Source organism: Veronia pacifica (genome assembly GCF_001707825.1).
GTDB classification, from domain to species: Bacteria; Pseudomonadota; Gammaproteobacteria; order Enterobacterales; family Vibrionaceae; genus Veronia; species Veronia pacifica.
In genome coordinates this window covers 111,190-130,276 of record NZ_LYBM01000006.1, presented here as the reverse complement: position 1 = coordinate 130,276, position 19,087 = coordinate 111,190, and the positions used below count along the sequence as shown (strand labels likewise).

Sequence of the window (19,087 nt, the reverse complement as noted above, 5' to 3'; positions counted from 1 at the left end):
TAGGGGTAACGTTAAAACGACGCTCTCTGCCCTGACTCAACAAACATTTAGCCACAACAGCTCTTTTTCACCTTTGATAATAGAGCCTCATCATTGCCAGCAGATTTACTGGTCGGTGTGACTCTTAAGTTTCTGATATATATCATATATTACTACTTTAAAAGGATTTTTATGCTGCGTGTAAATACCCGTCCCAGAGCAAACTGGCAGGCACTCGCCAAGGAATATGGCTTTGGCTTCCATACTATGTATGGTGAGCCTTATTGGGACGAACATGCCTATTATCAATTCAGCCTCAAACAGATTGAAGAAGATATTGAATCGCCCACTGAAGACATCCATCAAATGTGTCTTGAAGCGGTTGATAAAGTCGTGCATGACGAAGCGCTGCTGAGGCGATTTTGCATCCCTGAGGCATTCTGGCAATGTATTTACAGTTCGTGGCAGCGAAAAGAACCCTCTCTTTATTCGCGTATTGATCTTGCCTATGACGGACGTACGCCTGCAAAACTGTATGAAAATAATGCAGATACCCCCACCAGCCTTTATGAGACTGGCTTTTGGCAGTGGGTATGGCTGGAGCAAAAGGTTGATGCTGGCGAAATAAGGCGTGACGCTGACCAGTTTAATTTGCTGCAAGATTTGATGATCACTCGTTTTGCTGAACTGGCCCGTCGCTATCCGGGACAGACGCTGCATTTTTCATGCTGCCACGATACCGTCGAGGATCGGGGGACAGTGCAGTACATGGAAGACTGCGCCCGTGAAGCAGGTTTAAGCACTGCTTTTGTTCACATCGAAGACATTGGGATCAGCGATCTCGGGGAATTCACTGACGCAGAAAATCGAGAGATCCGCTGGATGTTTAAACTATATCCGTGGGAATTCATGTTTGATGAGGAGTATGGAAAACACTTGCCTCTTACCACAACCAACTGGTTAGAGCCGATGTGGAAGAGTATTATCTCCAACAAAGCCTTACTCCCCTTGCTCTGGCAGATGTTCCCTCATCACCCTAACCTGTTGCCTGCCTATTTCAGTGACGATCCTGCCGCAGGTCAGCTGACCGATTTTGTCAAAAAACCCATATTTTCCCGCGAGGGAGCAAATATTTCTATTTATCGTGACGGCATTAAAACACTGGATTCTGACGGGCCATATGGTCAGGAGGGATATATCATTCAGGGCTATCACCCGCTGCCAAAATTTGGTGAGAACTACACACTGATTGGGAGTTGGCTCGTTGACGGTCAAGCTGCTGGCATGTCAGTTCGTGAAGACAGTTCTATCGTCACACAGGATTTGTCTCGTTATATACCACATATTATTCTGGGATAGGCTCCCGATTTGAAGGAGCTATTAATATCCGACAAAACCGATACATCCTTCAAATATAAAAAAGGCTCCACAAAGTGTTTATCTGGTGAAGCCCTTCATTACATTTTTTTCGCTGTGACTAATGTAAAAAAGATATCAGCGGACAGCCAGATACTGACAAACCGCCGTTTGCAGGATCTCTCCCAGCTCTTCGCCATTATCGCCAACAAAGGCACCTAACTTGCCATCCAGTCGACAACCATCAAACGATTTGTCCCAGATATAGTCGAAGAATGCATTTTCAATCGCGACGAGATGATCAGACAAACGGGTATTATAACTCCAGTAGTTAGCAGGAAATGCGACCGACTGATTGAGCATGACCAGCCCCTTTTCTGTCGGCAACGCAACGAACATTGCCCTGAGCAAGTCCAACAGGTTAGTCGGTGTCGTGAAGCTTTCCCCCGCTTCAAACTCAACGGCTTCAGATTGAATTCCATGACGAAGCGCGACCGATTTCTGAATAATAGTATGAACGGGTTGCGGCCACAGGCTTGCATCTCTCGAACCGACAGCGGCCATCAGAGGGTTATCATTTATTGATTGTTGGTGATCCGCATAATTAATACCAATCACCATCTGATCGGCAGCGTCTTTATCTCTCAGCGAGATAAGATGGTCACACAGCATCTGGAAGCCAGCATAAGACTGGTTCTTGCTGCCGTCCGCCAGTAGCAGGACAAGATCAATCAAAGGCTCATCATTCTCATCCCGTTCGTCCATCAGCGCACCCAACTCGGCCAGCAACGACGTTGATATTTGCTCGTCAGATTGCCATGTAGGGCAATCCCAGACGGTCAGATGATTCATGGTACAGGGCACTATATTGCGGTTTTCAGCCTCAATTGGCATACCCGGGAAAAGAGCACTGAGAGTGGCCTTTTTGGTTCCAGCTGACTGACTCAGACACAGAATATTAAGTTTATTGGCCGTTACTTTATCGATTCGTTTGCCGAACTGACTTTTTTTACCTTGGTCTATGCCGTCTGAAGCATTTATTTTGGCTTTTATTTTCTCCAGCATTGTCGTCTGTGCAGTCATTATAAGTTCCCTCTCTTCGTTCCCTGCAAATGTTGTTCTTGGTCTTAGCCAGTAAAAACCGTGGTCAAAGTGCACCATGTGACAGTCCCAGTATCCGGTTTACGCCTGACTGGATAAGCCGCCCTGCAACTTGCCCATTAATATCTAAATTGCTCCCAAGTCGGTCACCCACTCTGCCACCGTTTTTCTGCCCTGGGAAAAAGCTATCGAATATCGCGTTTTCTATTTGATGTTGGTAAACGTGCTTACCATCGTTAAATGCAAAAGCTGACAGCCCCCTTGCCAGAAGTTGATTTAACAGCTGAGGGCGTTTTTCTGCACTCAGCTTGCTTACCATTGCAGTCAGAATTTTTATTAGATTAAAAGGGCCGCCCACTTCCGGCTCAGTGGCACAGAACAGTGGTCTGGTATCAATACCGAATCGCTCAATGAGCTGATATCGTAATGATGCTGAAAGCACGTCCATATTCAACTCACCATCTTGCACCATGTTGTGTAAACTGCCCAATTGGCTGAGAGACTCGTTTAATCTGTCAGTATGGTTGGCTAGCATCAGGAGCCTGTGCTCTGGGTTACGTCCAAGAGAGGGCAGAATCCAATCGTTGAGTAGCTGGATGCCATTTTCAGGCTGTAGTCTCGATGCATTAAAAACAGGGATAACAAGATCAATCAGGGGTGCGCCATTTTGATCGGTTTCCTCAAGTAATGAGCGAACCTGAAAGCGTTTTTGATGGTCATTAAAATCATTACCGCTGATCTCGCAACACCAGAGTGACATGCCAGTCAGACCGAAACGCGAAATAGTGCCAGAATGGCGCGAGTGTTGTTCTTCTCTGAGCTGTGGTTTATCAATTTCTTTGAAAATAGCGGAGATAGTCGTCTGCAGGCCAACGTCTTCATGCCCAATGAAAAGCAGATTTATATTGCTTTGCATAGAATCTGAAAGCGTTTTTTTAAATCTATCTTTTGTTACGTCGTCAAGGTGTTTATTTTTTAACACCGCCTGACGCAAGTCACTGGCAAAACCGCCATCCCCAAAATTTGGCATAATCAACGTCATTATCCACTGCTCCATGTCGATTAATTTCTGATGTACTGCAAACTCTTTTGTTGTATCGCTACTATAAAGTTCGGGTTAATCATCAAATGTCACTAAAATGAGACCTTAATCAATAAAGAGTCTTTAGGATAAATAACTCGTCTGTCTGAGAAGAAAGTGGAAAAATTGAAGCGATATCTGTCAGGCATTCTAAATACTGCCCTTTTGTTCGCTATAGCCAATAGAAAAAGAGGGGAGTTGTCGTATTGACCCTTTTGCGTTTCATCTTGTTTTTTATGAGGCATTACGGCGCTTACCGACGTTATCTTCTAATGATCCTCCTATTTTCTCTCGACCGTAAGTGATATAAATCCGGTTGGGATCGCAGGCTATTGAGCCTGATAACTCAATGACCTGAATCGTTCGTTTGATACTGTTAACAAGGAACAGTGTATTGTGCAGCTTTTAAATACTGATTGTTTGGGTAAAAGCCTGAGGCTAGAGGCATCTATGGCCGGATGGCAGGCACTGTATTGGGATAACCAGTTGGTCTCTCAACTTGCCGCCAGCGTGGATAATGAGGGTGAAAAATCCCATAATTTTCAGCTTCAAACACCAGATGAATTGGTGAATATTGAACTTAACTCAACGCTGACATGGCAACCTTTCTCTTTTAAATATGAGCTCAGAGTTAATCAAAACATCGTTGAGGAAGGAGCCAGAAACGAAAAAGATATTGAGAGACAGCCTGTCGTTCATCAAAAGCCAGCCAGAAAGAAAATCAGTGTCATTGGACTTTTCTCATTTGGTTTCAAGCTGCTCAAAAGTGCCAAGGTAATAAAAGTGCTGTTTGCTGGCGCGAGCCTCGCTGCTTACTCATGGTTCTTTTCAATTGAATTTGCCCTCGCACTTATCGCCTGTTTGGTGGTGCATGAATACGGTCATATCAGAGCCATGAAATACTTCGGTATGAAAACCAAGGGTATTTACCTTATTCCTTTTCTGGGTGGTCTGGCGGTCAGTGAGGATAAAATTAACACCCGATGGCAAAATGTGGTCATATCGATTATGGGCCCAACATTTGGTTTGTTTATGTCAGTCGCTGCAATGATCGCATGGTGGGTGACAGGAAATATTTTCTTTGCAGGTATTGCCACCTTTAATGCCTTGCTGAACCTATTCAACATGCTACCCATTGTGCCATTGGACGGCGGTCATATTTTAAAAAGCATCACCTTCTCGCTGAACAATAAGGTGGGCCTGATTGGTTGCTTATTGGGCGCGGGGCTTGGCGTATATATCAGTTTTTACTTTGGCTTTGCTTTCCTTGCACTGATGCTACTCATCGGGAGTCTGGAAATCTTTGCTGAGTGGAAAATGCGTCATGAATCTGATGTTCTGCCACTTGATCGCTACGGCCAGATTGTAAGCAGTGTGTGGTATCTGGTTACCGTTGTTGCCCTGGTCGCTATCATTGCTTACTTTGCCAGCTCAGGAGATACCGTACTGTCTGTGCCTCTTTTGATTCTGCAAAGCTAAGACTTGATGGTAATACACCGATTAACAAAAAACGGCAGGTTGAACACTGCCGTTTTTCATTTACTGCCCGCAATAATGTCATTCTGATTTATCAGGAACCAGATAAAACAAGCAGTCTTCAATCGCAATTTTAGGGTTAGTGGTGATCATGAATAATTGAGAGTCTTTCTTGAGTACCAGTTTGCCCTTCTGGCACTTGAAATAATCAGATACCGAGCATTGCTGACCACCATTCGTGACCGAAAGACAGTTGAGCTTAGCCTCACCCAGCCAGCCGATCTGTGTGCCCGCCTTCAATAAACCGAAGTTATGTTTATCAACATCTTTAGCCATAATGAGGTCGACACCACCCACCTGACGGCTGTGATAACAGATAGTACTGCCGGGTACCAGTTTCACCCTAACCGGGTTATGAAGGACATCAAGGTTAACCTTGGGTCTGGCACGTCGAATATTCACTTTAGTGAGAAAACGCTGCAGTCCGTCGAGAGCGGTAATATCAGAGGTATTGTCATTCACTCCCCCGCATTCAATCGTCACTATTGGTAATTCTGGAGAACTCAGCTCCATTAACGCGCCAAGGTGCACAGAAGTATGAAGGAAACGCTCAGTGAACAGGCTGGCAATCGCCTTGTGTTCACTATCGTCGGACAAGGAAACTGCAAAAGAGGGACTGCTGCCAGATGTGTTATGGAGATCCACCACAGCTTCCGGCGTCAGGGCTTGGATTCTCTCTTCAATGTCACGTGCAAGATGATAACTGAGACAATTTCCGGGGCGACCGAAACAGCGGTTCAGGTCAGGTTTGTCATCAAGGTGGCGAAAGCTGAATTCTGGCTGTTCTAATGCCGCATCAACATTCGCAATACAAAAGTGGGTAGTGACTGCACAGGCGGGTGGACAGGAGAATAATTCCCAGATGGCACGTAAACCCGAGGGCTCATTGCCGTGAAGGAGGGTCACAACGATTCTGTGGCGGGAGTCATCTTTTCCTTTCATCGTCATCCACACCGGCCCCGGCAGACTGCGTAACCAAGCCATCATTCCTGCCGAACGTTGTTGCTCGTCAGGTAGAAACACGTCGTGCATTTTCAAAGCCTCTCCCTCCCAGTTATAAATCTTCATATTCCACTCAATGTATCGTCCATCCTGATACGGCTTCACCGGTTAAACTATTGGCACGATAATCACTGAACATACTGCTTAATGCCTGATACCTGCTTTGGCGTTGTTCGTAATGCATCAGTGAGGCGAGTTGCCACACCGCCCCTGTCTGTCGACTGGCGAGACGCCGCTCTATCACAGACATCCACTTATTGGCCTCTTTGCTATTTACACCCAATTCCATCAGCCCCTCGGTCGCTCCCTCCAACATGGGCATCAACAACTCTGTCACCGGATATTCGCGCACAGCCCCTGCCTGTGAACCCCACACAAGCATGGCATCTATACCGTTCTTTGCTGCCTCGAAAAAGTTATGGCGAGCAAACTCGAAGGGCAACATATCCATCAAGTAATCAATATTCTTTCGACAGTGCTGGGCAAGACCAAGACTCAGTGCAGCATTCGCCATCATATCCAGCGTTGTCGGCCCGCGGGTAAACTTCTCAATTCAATTCTTATGTGGCCCCCATCAGCTTTGTCATATACTGGCCGATTCCAATACCAGACAGTGCTTTGATGTAACCTTAAGGCACGCAGTTCTGGGCTTTCCTGTGGTTGTTCAACTGTATTCTCTTCGCTTATTTCAGTGGATCTGCTTGTAGACTCGATAGCTCTGTCAGACCAGTCCGGCAATAACACAGGTAGTAAATTGATCCCTCTGCGGAAGAGTTCAATAGCACTTTGGCGAAGATAGCCCTGACCAAATGATGCTCGGGATGGCATATGTGCCTCTACAACAGGGTTGCGACAATCGACAGATTGACTGAATAGAGGGATTCGGGTCTCATGCCAAAGTTTCTTTCCAAGGAAAGTCGGAGAATTGGCACCAATGGCCAGTGAAAATGCAGACGAGATCTGCAGAGCATTGTACCAAGATGCGAATTCCGCCGGGTTGATACGAACATGAACCTGAAACGACGTGTTTGCCCCCTCTATCGTTGCCTCTTCGATATCTAGACTTAATGAATCCTCCCCAGCAATTTCAATGTGAAAAGGTTCTCCTCTGCATTGTTTCAGCGTTTTTATGAGGGCTTGATACCGCGGTGAATCAGTCATTTGAGAGCGATCAAAATCTCGTTCCAACAAAGTTGGAAGAATACCGACTGGCGTGACATGGATACCTTCGCGGTCAGCAAGCTCTTGTAAGGAGATAATTCGTTTATCCAGCAGTCTCTGCAAACGCGTGAATGGTTGGCCTTTCAGAGCGACATAAGGGCAGTTGTACTCTAGGTTAAACCTGTTAATTTCAGTGGTTAAGTGCGGATCACTCGCCCGTGTCAGTATTTGATCATTAAATGGCGCAGGTCTGTTGTTAGTATCTGTCAGATAAAGTTCAAGCTCTGCACCCAGTGTTGACGCACCCTCACCCCATCCAGGACTCATGAGTAGCATTTCAAGTGTTTCTAAATCCTGCCTTAATTCACAGGCAAATTTGGCATGATCGCTCTCATTAAAAACAGACTTTTCAATATACAGTCCCATCGCATTTAAGCCTTATATAAACACTCTTAAAACAATAGAACAAAAACAATGACTTCGATTGAATTGCCAGCATTACCCGAATTTAAGCAGCTAATTTAGGAACTTCTTCCTAATAAACAGCACCTACAGGTTTTATTGAATACAAAGTATTTATTTTTTTTGTATTTATTGCATTAAAAGTAAGGGGATAAACATATGGGTATGGCAGCAGCATGTGCCGTTGGAGGCACTGCAGCGGTTGGAGCCGCTGGAGGAGCGGGCTTACTGGGTGCAGTTGGAGCGGCAGCATCCATCGCTTTACCCGTTTTGGGTATCGTTGCTGGTGGCGTCGCACTCACAGGTGCCGCACTACTTGCGGGGAAAGTGATCGGTGGACTTTTAAAACCTAAGCCTGAGAAACCTGAGAAACCTGAGAAACCTCAGACAGGGTGCGAAAAACCGCAGAAACCATGCACAAAACCACCAAAGCCGTGTACAAAACCACCCAAACCACCTCAATGTCCGTATGAGGTTCAACATAGCTGTAGCCATGCCCACTATCAACATGGCATGGAAACACAGGGAAACAGCTGCAAGAGTAAGCTCGCGTATTTTTATCACAAGAGAAAATTGGAAATCCAATATATGCAATACATTACGTATATGCAGTATCGGCATCAGGTGCAACTAGACTTTATGAGGGCAGCGAGTCAGTATCACTTTCACGTGCCTCCGGTTTTTGCACATCACGGTAAATGGTAGTGATCGTATTTTTTATTTATTAGATAAATATTATTATCACTCGCAGAAAATAAAAAACCGACAGGCTTGTACATCGCGTTGAAAGGAACGGCAATCGTCGTTCTTTTTTATTCTCCCCAGTTTAATTCTTATCATCCTTTATAGATTCAATAAACCAATAGCATTTCAATTTACTTTCCATTGTTCATATCTGAATAGAAAAATCCCGATACAGACAAGCCTTGGCACTTCACACTGCCTAAAAATCTAATTCCGACAAACCTTTAATATAAAAAAATATATTAGCTTAAACTTATAAAATGAAGGAGGAATTTACAAATTAAAATTATACACTTAGTTGTATATAAATAGATTGAATCAATTTTTATTAAGGCTGTTTAGGAACCATTAATCATTATAATGCACATAATAAAGTCGTAAGGATGACAAAAATGTCAGACTACGGCCGTTAATTATTTTTATTACAGGTTACTAGAGAGGTTTTTATGGGAGGAGTAGCAGCAGCATGCGCAGCAGGCGGAGCAGTAGCCGCCAAAGCAGCAGGAGGCGCTGGTATAATGGGGCTTGGTGCCCTCGGTGGCCCTCTATTATTAGGCGGTATTGCGGCAGTTGGAGCGGGATTACTCGCCAGCAAAGTCATTGGCGGTCTTTTTAAAAAGAAAGAACCGGAACACAAACCAGAAAAGCCGGAAAAACCAGAAGTGCACAAGCCGGAAAAGCCCCATCCAGAGCACCCTCATTGCCATCACCACCATCATTGTATGAATAGACATGGGAAACATATAGAAGGTAAACTGAGTCACTCACACCATTTGCATAAGCTCCACGCACAACACATGCAAAAACTGTATCACATGGAACAAATGAAACACATGGAGCACATGATGCACATGGAGCAGATGCAAAAAATGCAAGCGCAATCGATGAATAACGCAGACGGTTATATATACAGAGGAATACTATAAGAATCCGTTTCATATAACAGCTGAAGTCATATTGAAGCGTGAGTGCTCGCTAATGCGGTTCTTTACAAATCCTTGGAGCCGACATTTTGTGTAATCAAAGGCATAGATTAAAGAACCCTGCCGATATCAGTAAAAAATTGGTACACTTACCAGCTTATGGCTAAGAGTAAAGGACGGCATGTGCCGTTCTTTTTTTAAGATAATTGATAACATTCCCTGTTGAAAGATACCTACAACAGAAGTATCCTCAATTCTGTTTTCAAGCCCCCTCATAAATATTTTTCTAGCACTCTAATTTTTATTTATTTCAACATTTTAAAAAATATGAAAGATGTTTTTTCAATGGAGAGCATTAATAAATTAAACTATTTTTAAGCAGCATAATGATAACAGAGAAGAATAAATAATTTTTGTTTTACTCAACCAAAAACAAGCGGAGTTAGGAAAGATCACAGTAACAGTGAGGGGAAAGGGTGAGTCCACCACTAAAAAAATCTGGTAAATACATTATTTTTGATAGTGACAAGAAAACATTGACTAATGAGGTATTATCCTCAGCAAACCTCGTATCAGAGAATCAAAACCAGTCGTAATTCAGGTTGTATAAAAAAGGCTGGTTAGAACCAGCCTTTGCTCGTGTCGACGCTTCATTCCAAAATAGATGTGGTTGCACTTCTATTGCGCTTTTGCAACCAGCGTTGGCTTAAATGTCGGCACGATGCGCGCATTGTTACTTTTCTCAAAGGCATACGCTATGTCGATCAGAGATTTTTCACTGTAAGCCAGTCCAAAAAATGATATGCCCAGTGGAAGACCGTCGACATCGCCCATGGGCACTGTGATGCTTGGGTATCCGACAATAGCGGCGGGACTGGATGATGAAGCAATGAATTTATCACCATTCTCATGATCAGTTTTCCACGATGGCGTATTCGTTGGAGCCACTAACGCATCGAGATTTAAATCAGCAACGACCTTATCCAGCCCCTCAACTTTGCCATATTTTTGAATGGTAGACACGGCGTCAGTATACGCCTCATCCTTTAACGAGCCTTTCGATGCAGACATCTCTATCAACTCTTGTTTAAACAGCTCTATTGTCGAAGGATTGGCTTTATTGAAGGCGACCAGTTGATCGATACTCTTCACTTTAACCGCGTCGGGTGTCGTCGATAGATACGCGTTTAAGTCATGCTTGAACTCATGAAGAAGTACTTCAAATTCTGCCTTACCCAGCGCTTCTTCCTGAGGTAGTGCGACACCTCTGACCAACACTGCTCCCTCAGCCTCAAGGTTCTTCAACGCTTGCTCAAATACTTCTTTAACAGGCTCAGGAAAACGGTCAGCATGCTGAGTGACACCAATACGCTTGCCTTTCAATGAAACGGTACTGAGGCCGTCCGCATAGTCAATTTCACGTTTTTTATTGTCGGGATTCGCCATGACACCTAGTAAAATTGCAGCATCTTTTACTGTTCTGGCCATTGGTCCCGCTGAGTCCTGGCTGTGACTGATAGGCACAATCCCCTCAGACGGAATTAAACCAACAGTAGGCTTAATTCCAACAATACCGTTAGAAGATGCTGGACAGACAATCGAACCATCAGTCTCTGTTCCAACCGCAAATAAGGTCAGGTTTGCAGAGACTGATACCGCTGAGCCAGAGCTTGAACCACAGGGGTTACGATCAAGCACATATGGATTTTTCGTCTGCCCGCCAAGTTGGCTATAACCACTTGACGCTTTGAATGCTTTAAAGTACGCCCATTCACTCAGATTCGCTTTACCAAGAACTATCGCGCCTGCCGCTTCTAACTGTTCAACCAGCGGCGCAGCCTGCGCTTTCACATTATCTTTTAGTGCTAAAGCGCCAGCGGTAGTAGCAAGTGGAGCACGCGTATCAATATTATCTTTCAAGACAACAGGCATACCATGCAATGGGCCACGCACTTTTCCTGCACTTCGCTCTTTATCCAGTTCGCGGGCACGCTCAATGGCATCTGGGTTAAGCGCGAGAATCGAATTCAGCGTTGGACCTGTTTTATCCAGCGCTTGAATTCTATCAAGATAATAGCTGACCAGTTGCTCTGAGTTTAAGGAGCCATCATTTAAGTATTGTTTTAACTGGTCGTAATTGGCCTCTTCGAGAGCGGGTACGACATTGGCGATGGAAGACGCTGAGAGCAGCAAGCCGACCGCCGCTGCAACAAATTGTTTTTTCATCACTCCTCCAAATAGGATATTCAATTGATTGGATTGGCATTAACCATATCAACCTGCGATACCCGACTCCCGCAAGGTTTGCAATCTAGTTTCTGGTAGCAACAGTTTTAAATCTGATGAAAACAACACCAGCTTTCAAATTCTTGCGAGATAAACAAAATTAAAAATATCAAAACTGAAGCCACAGAGTCATTCATAAATTCCATGTTGATTTGATATCACGCCAAACTTATATGCTTTTGCAATAGCAACAAAACGTGCTTACAAGGCGGAACATTATGGGCCAAAAACGACGAGCATACCCTCAGGTCTTCCGAAACGATAATATGTCATTATCAGGCATGATTTTCATCAAAGTGGACATGAAACTCTGCCTTTGAAGGAATCTTTGGAGTTATAAAAAATGATTATCAACAAGCGTCTTTTTGATCTGGTTCGACGATTTGCTCAATCGGTAGCAAATAACTGGCTATCAATACATTTAAAGGCTTTAAATTCCAGAGCATTACCCGTTGGGTCGTAAAAAAACATTGTGGCTTGTTCGCCTGCTTGTCCCTTAAAGCGAACGTATGGTTCAATTACAAACTTCACACCTTTTCTTTTTAAACGACTCGCTAAAGCCTCCCAGTCATCCATTTCTAATACCACTCCGATATGCGGCACAGGCACCGCATGGGTATCCACTGAATTATGATGAAGACGTAATCTGCCATCTCTTCCAATGGATGCATCCTGATGTATCACCAACTGGTGTCCATATAAATCGAAATCTACCCAACAATCGCTGCTTCGTCCCTGACGGCAGTTCAATACGTTATGATAAAACTGTCGTGACTCCTCCAAATCCCTGACGGGAATCGCAACATGAAATGGTGTAAGCGCCATAATCTTTCCTTATTGGACAATCGAGTACTTTTGATTAATTTAGCTATTTAACTTAGGGTTTAAAAACCATTATTTCTGACCAGTTCAATAGAGAAACTAACGATGAAGCCAAGGCGTTTAACTCCACCCCTTATTGCATTACGGGCCTTTGAGGCATCTGCAAGGTATCAAAGTTTTGCCAAAGCGGCAGAGGAGTTATCCGTTACACCGGGCGCAGTAAGCCAACAAGTCGCGTTGTTGGAAGACAAATTGGGCCTGCAGTTATTTGAGAGGATCAAGCAACGATTACGGCTCACGCCAGCGGGCGAGCAATATCTCTTGCCGCTTAAAGAGTCGTTCGACAAAATCGAAACCGCCACGTTGGATTTGCTAACGCACGGAGGAAGCAAAGGTCAAATCAAACTTGGAGTGTTGCCCACAGTGGCAACTTATTGGCTCATACCCAAACTCACTGAATTTTTTGAACGTCATCCCGAGGTCGACTTACAAATGGTCTCTCTGGAGCTGAACTTTGTTTTGGCTGATAGATCGCCTGATTTAGAGGGTGAGCTGATAGATATTGGGCTCTTTTATGGCGATGGACAATGGCAAAATCTTGAGTCTGAGAAAGTGTTGGAGGAACGGATAATTGCCGTTGCCAGTCCAAAATTGATAGGTAAGTACAGTCCTAATGAATCTTTTCTTACTCTGCCGCTCCTCCAGCACTCCACTCGACCTCAAACATGGAGCCCATGGTGCCAACAGATGAAAATGGCAGAACTAAAACCAAGTGGTCCCTCGTTTGAGCATTTCTTTATGCTCAAGCAAGCTGCCATTTCATCATTGGGCATCGCATTGTTACCTGACGTGATGGTTCAAAATGAACTTCAACGAAGAGAACTGATGCAGGTAGGCACCAATTTCATGATCGCTTCAGGAGCCTACTATTTGGTGTATAAAAAGGAAAAACCATACCAGCCGAGCATTAAAGCATTCAGAAATTGGGTAATGCAAACTGACCAGACGCCTTACAACGATGCTGAGTAATACTGTGTCGAATTCACTCACCTGACGAAAAGAAACAGCTTGGGTTTCATTGTCATTTCGGGGAGCAACTGAATAGAGACTCCATCAACACAGAAAATACGATAACATCAAATCAATCACTGGATGACTTCAATCTCATCAACGATTTTCTTTCCGTGAACGGCTAATGATGCATGATTGTTCGCGTTTAATGACACTGTAATTTTATGCTTGCCAGGCGATAAGTCAGATAAGTAATACCAGTGACTATAAATACGAGTGAGTTTTTTACCGTCTATGTAAAGATGACCATGCCCCTCGCCTTCTTTATGCGCCTTATTGACATTCTCTGGAGAAAAACGAAAGTGTTTAGTGGCAATATGTAGGTTCCACCCTTTCATCGTATCACGGTAAGCTATAACTTTGACCTCTGGTATATTTTCTGCCTCAGAGACGTCAAGGCTCTTTGCATGGCTGTGGTGATGTGCCATTTTACCAGCGACTGCATTGCAGCAGAATAGAAATAAAGCGACCGTTAGAAAAGTATGACGTATCATTATTTTTAGCGTCCCTATCTATTTAACTAATGTGTTTATTCATTATCTTTTCCATTATTTAACCATGAAAATACAAAATAAAAAATATGCAACTGTATGGAATGAAAAACTGAATATTGAAACATAAGATCTCATCGCAAAATAAATATATTAAAAATTATTTTATTTTCATATTTTAAAAAAAATAATTTATGTACACATATGACAGGCGATTCAATCAATATGGAGGAATAACAATTTTAAATATAGAGATTAGAGAGCACTTCTTTAACAGACTTCAACCTAGTCTCTACTTAGGAGACATCATTGCAATCCTTTGCCTAGGTAAAGAGTTTTGCTAGACTCCTACGCTCTTTTCACCCTGACGACGGAAATACACTGGATGTCTGAAACTGTTTTTGATCTGCTACACCCCTTGTTAAAGGCCTCAGTTGAGCGTCAGGGTTATCGCGACCCGACACCGGTACAAACCAAAGCCATTCCTCTTGTTCTCGAAGGCAAAGATGTCATGGCTGGCGCGCAAACAGGTACGGGTAAAACGGCAGCTTTTGCCCTCCCTTTACTTCATCAATTGCTGTCGCAATCAGCATCTGTTGACAACAGCGGGTGTCAAACCAAGGTACTGGTTGTCACACCAACCCGGGAGCTGGCGCAGCAGGTATTTGATAAGTTTGAAGCATACTGTCAGGGCACCAAGATTACGGTTGTTGCTCTGTATGGCGGTGCCAATATTAACCCTCAGAAAAAAGCACTTACAATGGGTGCAAGCATTGTTGTTGGCACGCCGGGACGTTTGCTGGACCATATTCATATTGGCACGCTTGATTTATCAGCAATAGATACGCTGGTATTGGATGAGGCCGACCGCATGCTGGATATGGGCTTTATATCAGACATTAAGCGACTGATGAAAAAAATGCCCTCACAGCGCCAGACACTCTTCTTTTCTGCTACTTACCCTAAACAGGTCACGGATCTAGCTTATCGACTGCTGGATAAGCCAGAACGGGTTGATATTGATGAAAGCAACACAACAGCAACGACTGTTGAGCAGAAGGTCCATCCCGTCGACAGAAAAAGGAAACGTGAATTGCTTTCTTATCTGATAGGGAGCAAAAATCTACAGCAGGTTCTGGTGTTTGCTAAAACTCGGCAAAGCACAGAAAATCTGGCAAAAGAGCTCAATCTTGACGGACTAAAAGCGGATGCCATTCATGGTGAACGAACACAAGGTGCACGTAACCGGGCATTGAAGCAGTTCAAGTCAGGTGAAATCCGCGTGCTTGTTGCCACTGACGTGGCGGCGAGAGGACTGGATATTCCCTCTCTCGATACTGTTTTCAACTTCGAGTTACCACACCAGCCCGAGGACTATGTGCACCGGATTGGCCGCACAGGAAGGGCGGGGAAATCAGGACTAGCTATATCTCTCGTCAGTCGAGAAGAAGAAGGGATGCTGAACGCGATTGAAACACTCATTGATCAGCGCCTTCCGCAGGATGGCTCACAGGATATGAGCCTGATTTGCAAGCCGAGTTTGAGCATAAAGAAAAACGTGGCGGGCGCGGCGGTGAAAAACGACGCCTTAAGCGTCAACTTGCTAAAAAGGCAGGATTTCATCGCCGGTGACGGTACCCATCGGTTCCTGCCAACAATACTGAGCAGGATACTAATGCTCTGATGAATGGTCTTTACTGTTATTAAAAAAGGAAGCCTCGCTTCCTTTTTTGTTTTACTGAACGACTATTACCTCATCGGTTAAGCCAGAGATTATTCTCCATGGCTGTCGGAATTCGGCATCACTTTCAGCCTTCCCTTCTGTCCCAGCAAACCTGTTTTTTCCACCATTTTGATGAGTAAAGGCATAGCTACCACCACCAAAGAAATAAGGATGATGGTGAGCGTCAGCGGCCGTTCCCAGAGGAAAGACAGGCTTCCATCCGAGATGATCAGTGCCCTGCTGAGATTATTCTCCATAATGCCGCCGAGAATAAAACCCAGTAGCATGGGTGCCATTGGAAAATCTAACAGCCTGAGAAATATCGCAATCACAGTGATGATGACCATCATATGAATGTCAAAAGTATTAAAGCTCACCAAGTAAACGCCAGTTATTGAGAAGAACAAGATCAGAGGAATAAGAATTGGTCTCGGTATCACCAATAACCTTGATATATATGGAATGAGCGGCAGATTAAGGATCAAAAGCACGAGGTTGCCAAAATACATTGAGATAATGACAGACCAGAACACGTCAGGGTTATCAACAAATAAACGAGGTCCCGGCTGTATTCCATAGGCAATGAGTGCGCCAAGCATAATCGCTGTTGTTCCCGACCCGGGAATACCCAATGTCAGCAAGGGTACAAATGAGCCTGTGGAAGCCGCGTTATTGGCCGTTTCAGGTGCTGCTAACCCACGAAGTGCTCCGCGTCCAAACTGTTTTTTCAATCGCTTGGGAGCAAGGTTCCTTTCGAGACCATAAGCGAGAAAAGATGCAATGGTTGCACCTGCCCCCGGGAGTACACCGACGATGAAGCCAAATACAGATGATCGGGCAACGGTTGGGGCGATCTCTTTGATCTCCTCTTTGGTCAGTTTCATGCTGCCAAGAGCTGTCATGTCCATGTCAGCCTCCGGCTCATTATGCTGTCCCCTTAACACCGTCATGATCACCTCTGCAAGGGCAAAGGTTGCCATAGCCAGCAGGAGGAAACTGATCCCGTCAACCAGATCCAGATTATTAAAGGTGAAGCGCGGCGCACCTGAGATCACATCTGTGCCTATGGTTGCGATCATTAAACCAAACACAGTCATACTCATGGCTTTGAGTACTTTACCCTCACCGGAAAACGCAGATACAGCAGTAAGTCCGAGCACCATCAGCGCAAAGTAGTCACTCGACTGAAAACTGAGAGACACAGATGCCAATGCCGGAGCCGCAACCAACAACACCAATGCACCAATTGTTCCACCAGTAAAGGAGCTATAAGCAGCAAGCGCGAGTGCTTTTCCGGCATGTCGCCCTTGCGCCAACGGATAACCATCAAAGGCAGTCACTACCGTACTTGCGCAACCGGGCGCGTTAATCAAAATTGATGATGTTGACCCCCAAACACCGCACCATAATAAACACCAGCCATCAAAATGATGCCAGACGCAGGGTCAAGGCCGTAAGTAATCGGAATCATCAGCGCAACGGCTGAAATTGGCCCAAGTCCGGGAAGCATTCCAATAAAAGTGCCTGCGAAACAGCCCACAACAACCATCATGATGTTAAAAGGCATAATGGCAGTAGACAGGCCTGTTGTAATTCCATCCCACATAACTCAGCCCCAAGCCACTAAATAATCGTCCCGGTGCCAGATAAATATCCAGCAGTTTTGCCAACATGAACCAAATCCCGACTGCGAAAGGGACAGAGGCAATGAGCAACGTTTTTATATTTCGTTCACCGAGTAGCCAGTACCCTGCCACCAAAAACAAAATGGTTGCTAATGTGAAACCAATCCACTCCAATGCAACAGCAAAGAGCACAATGTTCGCTAATAACTTTGCCACCAACAAAAAGTCCAAACCCGCAATATTGAATTTATTGCCAGCCGAACCTTTTGAAGTCACCAACATGCATATACCAAGAATTCCACCAAGGTAAGATAGAGCGATGGGCAATGTCTGAGCATGAAAAGGTTCAAATTCATCACCAGGAAGCATGGGTATACGCTGTGCGTAGTAACCATACGTGACCGACAATACGAGGAAAATGAGTCCCCCAATGTGGTCTTTATTAACAGACATTTCGCCCTCCTTGCTCCATTTCATCCATGGGCAACTACCCTCTACATCCAATTAAAAAATAATAAGTGTGTCGGGCCATGAAATAGGCCCGATATTGTCTACTGAAGGAAACCAAGCTCTGTCATGAGTGCGCCGACTTCTTTTTCCTGCGCTTCAAGGAATGACACAAATTCATTGCCCGGCTTGTAAATTTCAGTCCAACCATTGCGGTCGCGCACGGCCTTCCACGCATCTGTGCTATACATTTTTTTCAAGATCTTCTGATATTCCTCAGCCTGTGCATCTGACAACCCCGGCGCACCAAAGAAACCGCGCCAATTAACAAAAGTGGCATCGTAGCCAAGCTCTTTTAGAGTCGGAACATCGGGAGCGGCGGGTGAGCGTTTGTCACCTGTCATTGCAAGAATTCTCACTTCACCAGCATTTTTCAATGCCAATGCTTCACTAAACCCTGTAGACAGCAGGTGTGCTTCGCCTGATAATATTCCAGCCATTGCTTTACCACCCGCATCGTAAGCCACGTATTTGACTCTTTTGGGTTCTCCACCCGCTGCTTTGAACGCCATAGCGGCGACCAGATGATCCATACTTCCTCGTGCAGACCCTCCTGCTACCGCGATAGATCGGGGGTTTTTGCTGTAGTCAGCAACTACCTGAGTGAAGCTGGTATATTTAGAATTGGCAGGAACAACGAAAGCGGCATAATCACCAATGATTGCTGCAATCGGTGTTAAATCTCTGAATGATTGTGGAAAGACTTTCGACAGTGAGCGAATAACGATTGGCGTTGAGTTTACCATCAAGGTTTCTTTTGCCTGATCAGCCGTTTCAATCAGGTGCGCGATAGCCTTACCACCGCCGCCACCAGACATATTTTCGTAAGAGGCGGTCTTGAGAATACCGGACTTGGTCAAGGCCTCTCCCGTTCCCCTTGCAGTTCCGTCCCATCCACCTCCCGCACCACCGGGAATGAGAAAGTGAATGCTTTCCGTATCCCCTTGTGCAACGGATGAAATGCCACCGAGAGCCAATGATCCAGCTATCAATATGCTCTTCAGCCAGCGTGACGACACTCTACTTGCCTTGTCTACGTGAATCATGATTTTATCCTTTCGTTTCTGAATAGATGTTCCTTTTAATCACGAACCTAAAACTAGAATAGAGTTCTTAAATTTCCCACATTTAGAAAATAGTATTCTTTAACCACATAAAATTTATTTTGTTCATATTGTTCACGCACATATTGGTCGAATTCACTTAGGCTATGAATC

Annotated in this window: 15 protein-coding genes and 2 pseudogenes; 6 read left to right on the top strand and 11 right to left on the bottom strand. The window is 44.7% G+C overall.

Annotated elements, in window-relative coordinates; all coding sequences use genetic code 11:
* The first annotated feature begins 171 nt into the window (after nt 1–171).
* Entirely contained in the window at nt 172–1,338 is a 1,167-nt protein-coding gene (locus tag A8L45_RS05560; protein ID WP_068900058.1) for a glutathionylspermidine synthase family protein, read from the top strand.
* 135 nt (nt 1,339–1,473) lie between these two features.
* On the opposite strand, the gene A8L45_RS05555 is transcribed toward A8L45_RS05560, so the two are convergent.
* The gene (locus A8L45_RS05555) at nt 1,474–2,418 is read right to left on the bottom strand and encodes a hypothetical protein (protein WP_068900056.1); all 945 of its coding nucleotides are present in this window, start codon (nt 2,416–2,418) and stop codon (nt 1,474–1,476) included.
* A 64-nt stretch (nt 2,419–2,482) separates the two neighbouring features.
* Complete coding sequence (locus A8L45_RS05550) at nt 2,483–3,493, bottom strand: hypothetical protein (RefSeq protein WP_175401920.1); 1,011 nt, start codon at nt 3,491–3,493, stop codon at nt 2,483–2,485.
* Between the two features lie 420 nt (nt 3,494–3,913).
* Here A8L45_RS05550 and A8L45_RS05540 point away from each other — a divergent pair, with 420 nt between their 5' ends.
* Nucleotides 3,914–4,996, top strand: a complete 1,083-nt coding sequence (locus tag A8L45_RS05540) for a site-2 protease family protein (RefSeq protein WP_068900051.1) — start codon at nt 3,914–3,916, stop codon at nt 4,994–4,996.
* Nucleotides 4,997–5,074: 78 nt separating this feature from the next.
* Here the strand turns inward: A8L45_RS05540 and A8L45_RS05535 are convergent, their stop codons facing one another.
* Genes A8L45_RS05535 through A8L45_RS05530 form a run of 3 tightly spaced genes read right to left on the bottom strand, consistent with a single transcriptional unit; the run spans nt 5,075 to nt 7,642 of the window.
* Nucleotides 5,075–6,121 (bottom strand): M14 family metallopeptidase, encoded by a 1,047-nt coding sequence (locus A8L45_RS05535; protein ID WP_245680651.1) that lies wholly within the window; start codon nt 6,119–6,121, stop codon nt 5,075–5,077.
* 7 nt (nt 6,122–6,128) lie between these two features.
* Entirely contained in the window at nt 6,129–6,572 is a 444-nt protein-coding gene (locus A8L45_RS25200) for a hypothetical protein (protein WP_245680650.1), read from the bottom strand.
* Nucleotides 6,569–7,642, bottom strand: a complete 1,074-nt coding sequence (locus A8L45_RS05530; protein WP_245680649.1) for a glutamate-cysteine ligase family protein — start codon at nt 7,640–7,642, stop codon at nt 6,569–6,571. Before A8L45_RS05530 ends, A8L45_RS25200 begins: the two co-directional genes overlap by 4 nt.
* A 195-nt stretch (nt 7,643–7,837) precedes the next feature.
* On the opposite strand from A8L45_RS05530, the gene A8L45_RS05525 reads away from it, so the two are divergent.
* A complete protein-coding gene (locus tag A8L45_RS05525) occupies nt 7,838–8,383 on the top strand; it encodes a hypothetical protein (protein WP_068900049.1) in 546 nt (181 codons plus the stop codon).
* A gap of 485 nt (nt 8,384–8,868) precedes the next feature.
* On the top strand, nt 8,869–9,348 hold the full coding sequence (locus tag A8L45_RS05520; RefSeq protein WP_068900047.1) for a hypothetical protein: 480 nt from the start codon (nt 8,869–8,871) through the stop codon (nt 9,346–9,348).
* A 675-nt stretch (nt 9,349–10,023) separates the two neighbouring features.
* Here A8L45_RS05520 and A8L45_RS05515 read toward each other — a convergent pair.
* Both A8L45_RS05515 and A8L45_RS05510 read right to left on the bottom strand, forming a co-directional pair.
* Complete coding sequence (locus A8L45_RS05515) at nt 10,024–11,571, bottom strand: amidase (RefSeq protein WP_068900046.1); 1,548 nt, start codon at nt 11,569–11,571, stop codon at nt 10,024–10,026.
* 447 nt (nt 11,572–12,018) lie between these two features.
* Nucleotides 12,019–12,456 carry a VOC family protein gene (locus tag A8L45_RS05510; protein ID WP_068900044.1) on the bottom strand — a complete coding sequence of 146 codons (438 nt, stop codon included), beginning with the start codon at nt 12,454–12,456 and terminating at the stop codon, nt 12,019–12,021.
* A 102-nt stretch (nt 12,457–12,558) separates the two neighbouring features.
* Here A8L45_RS05510 and A8L45_RS05505 point away from each other — a divergent pair, with 102 nt between their 5' ends.
* The gene (locus A8L45_RS05505) at nt 12,559–13,482 is read left to right on the top strand and encodes a LysR substrate-binding domain-containing protein (RefSeq protein ID WP_068900043.1); all 924 of its coding nucleotides are present in this window, start codon (nt 12,559–12,561) and stop codon (nt 13,480–13,482) included.
* 116 nt (nt 13,483–13,598) lie between these two features.
* Here A8L45_RS05505 and A8L45_RS05500 read toward each other — a convergent pair whose 3' ends face one another.
* Nucleotides 13,599–14,018: a hypothetical protein gene (locus tag A8L45_RS05500; RefSeq protein ID WP_068900041.1), complete on the bottom strand. Its 420-nt coding sequence runs from the start codon at nt 14,016–14,018 to the stop codon at nt 13,599–13,601.
* A gap of 382 nt (nt 14,019–14,400) precedes the next feature.
* Between A8L45_RS05500 and A8L45_RS05495 the strand changes: the two are divergent.
* A pseudogene (locus A8L45_RS05495) lies at nt 14,401–15,647 on the top strand (DEAD/DEAH box helicase).
* A gap of 141 nt (nt 15,648–15,788) precedes the next feature.
* Here the strand turns inward: A8L45_RS05495 and A8L45_RS05490 are convergent.
* From A8L45_RS05490 to A8L45_RS05480, 3 genes and pseudogenes are all read right to left on the bottom strand, one after another.
* Nucleotides 15,789–17,344, bottom strand: a pseudogene (locus A8L45_RS05490) (tripartite tricarboxylate transporter permease).
* Complete coding sequence (locus A8L45_RS05485) at nt 17,295–17,816, bottom strand: tripartite tricarboxylate transporter TctB family protein (protein WP_068900039.1); 522 nt, start codon at nt 17,814–17,816, stop codon at nt 17,295–17,297. The pseudogene A8L45_RS05490 and the gene A8L45_RS05485 overlap by 50 nt, the downstream one beginning before the upstream one ends.
* Before the next feature lie 98 nt (nt 17,817–17,914).
* Entirely contained in the window at nt 17,915–18,916 is a 1,002-nt protein-coding gene (locus tag A8L45_RS05480; protein WP_083228215.1) for a tripartite tricarboxylate transporter substrate binding protein, read from the bottom strand.
* Nucleotides 18,917–19,087: the final 171 nt, after the last annotated feature.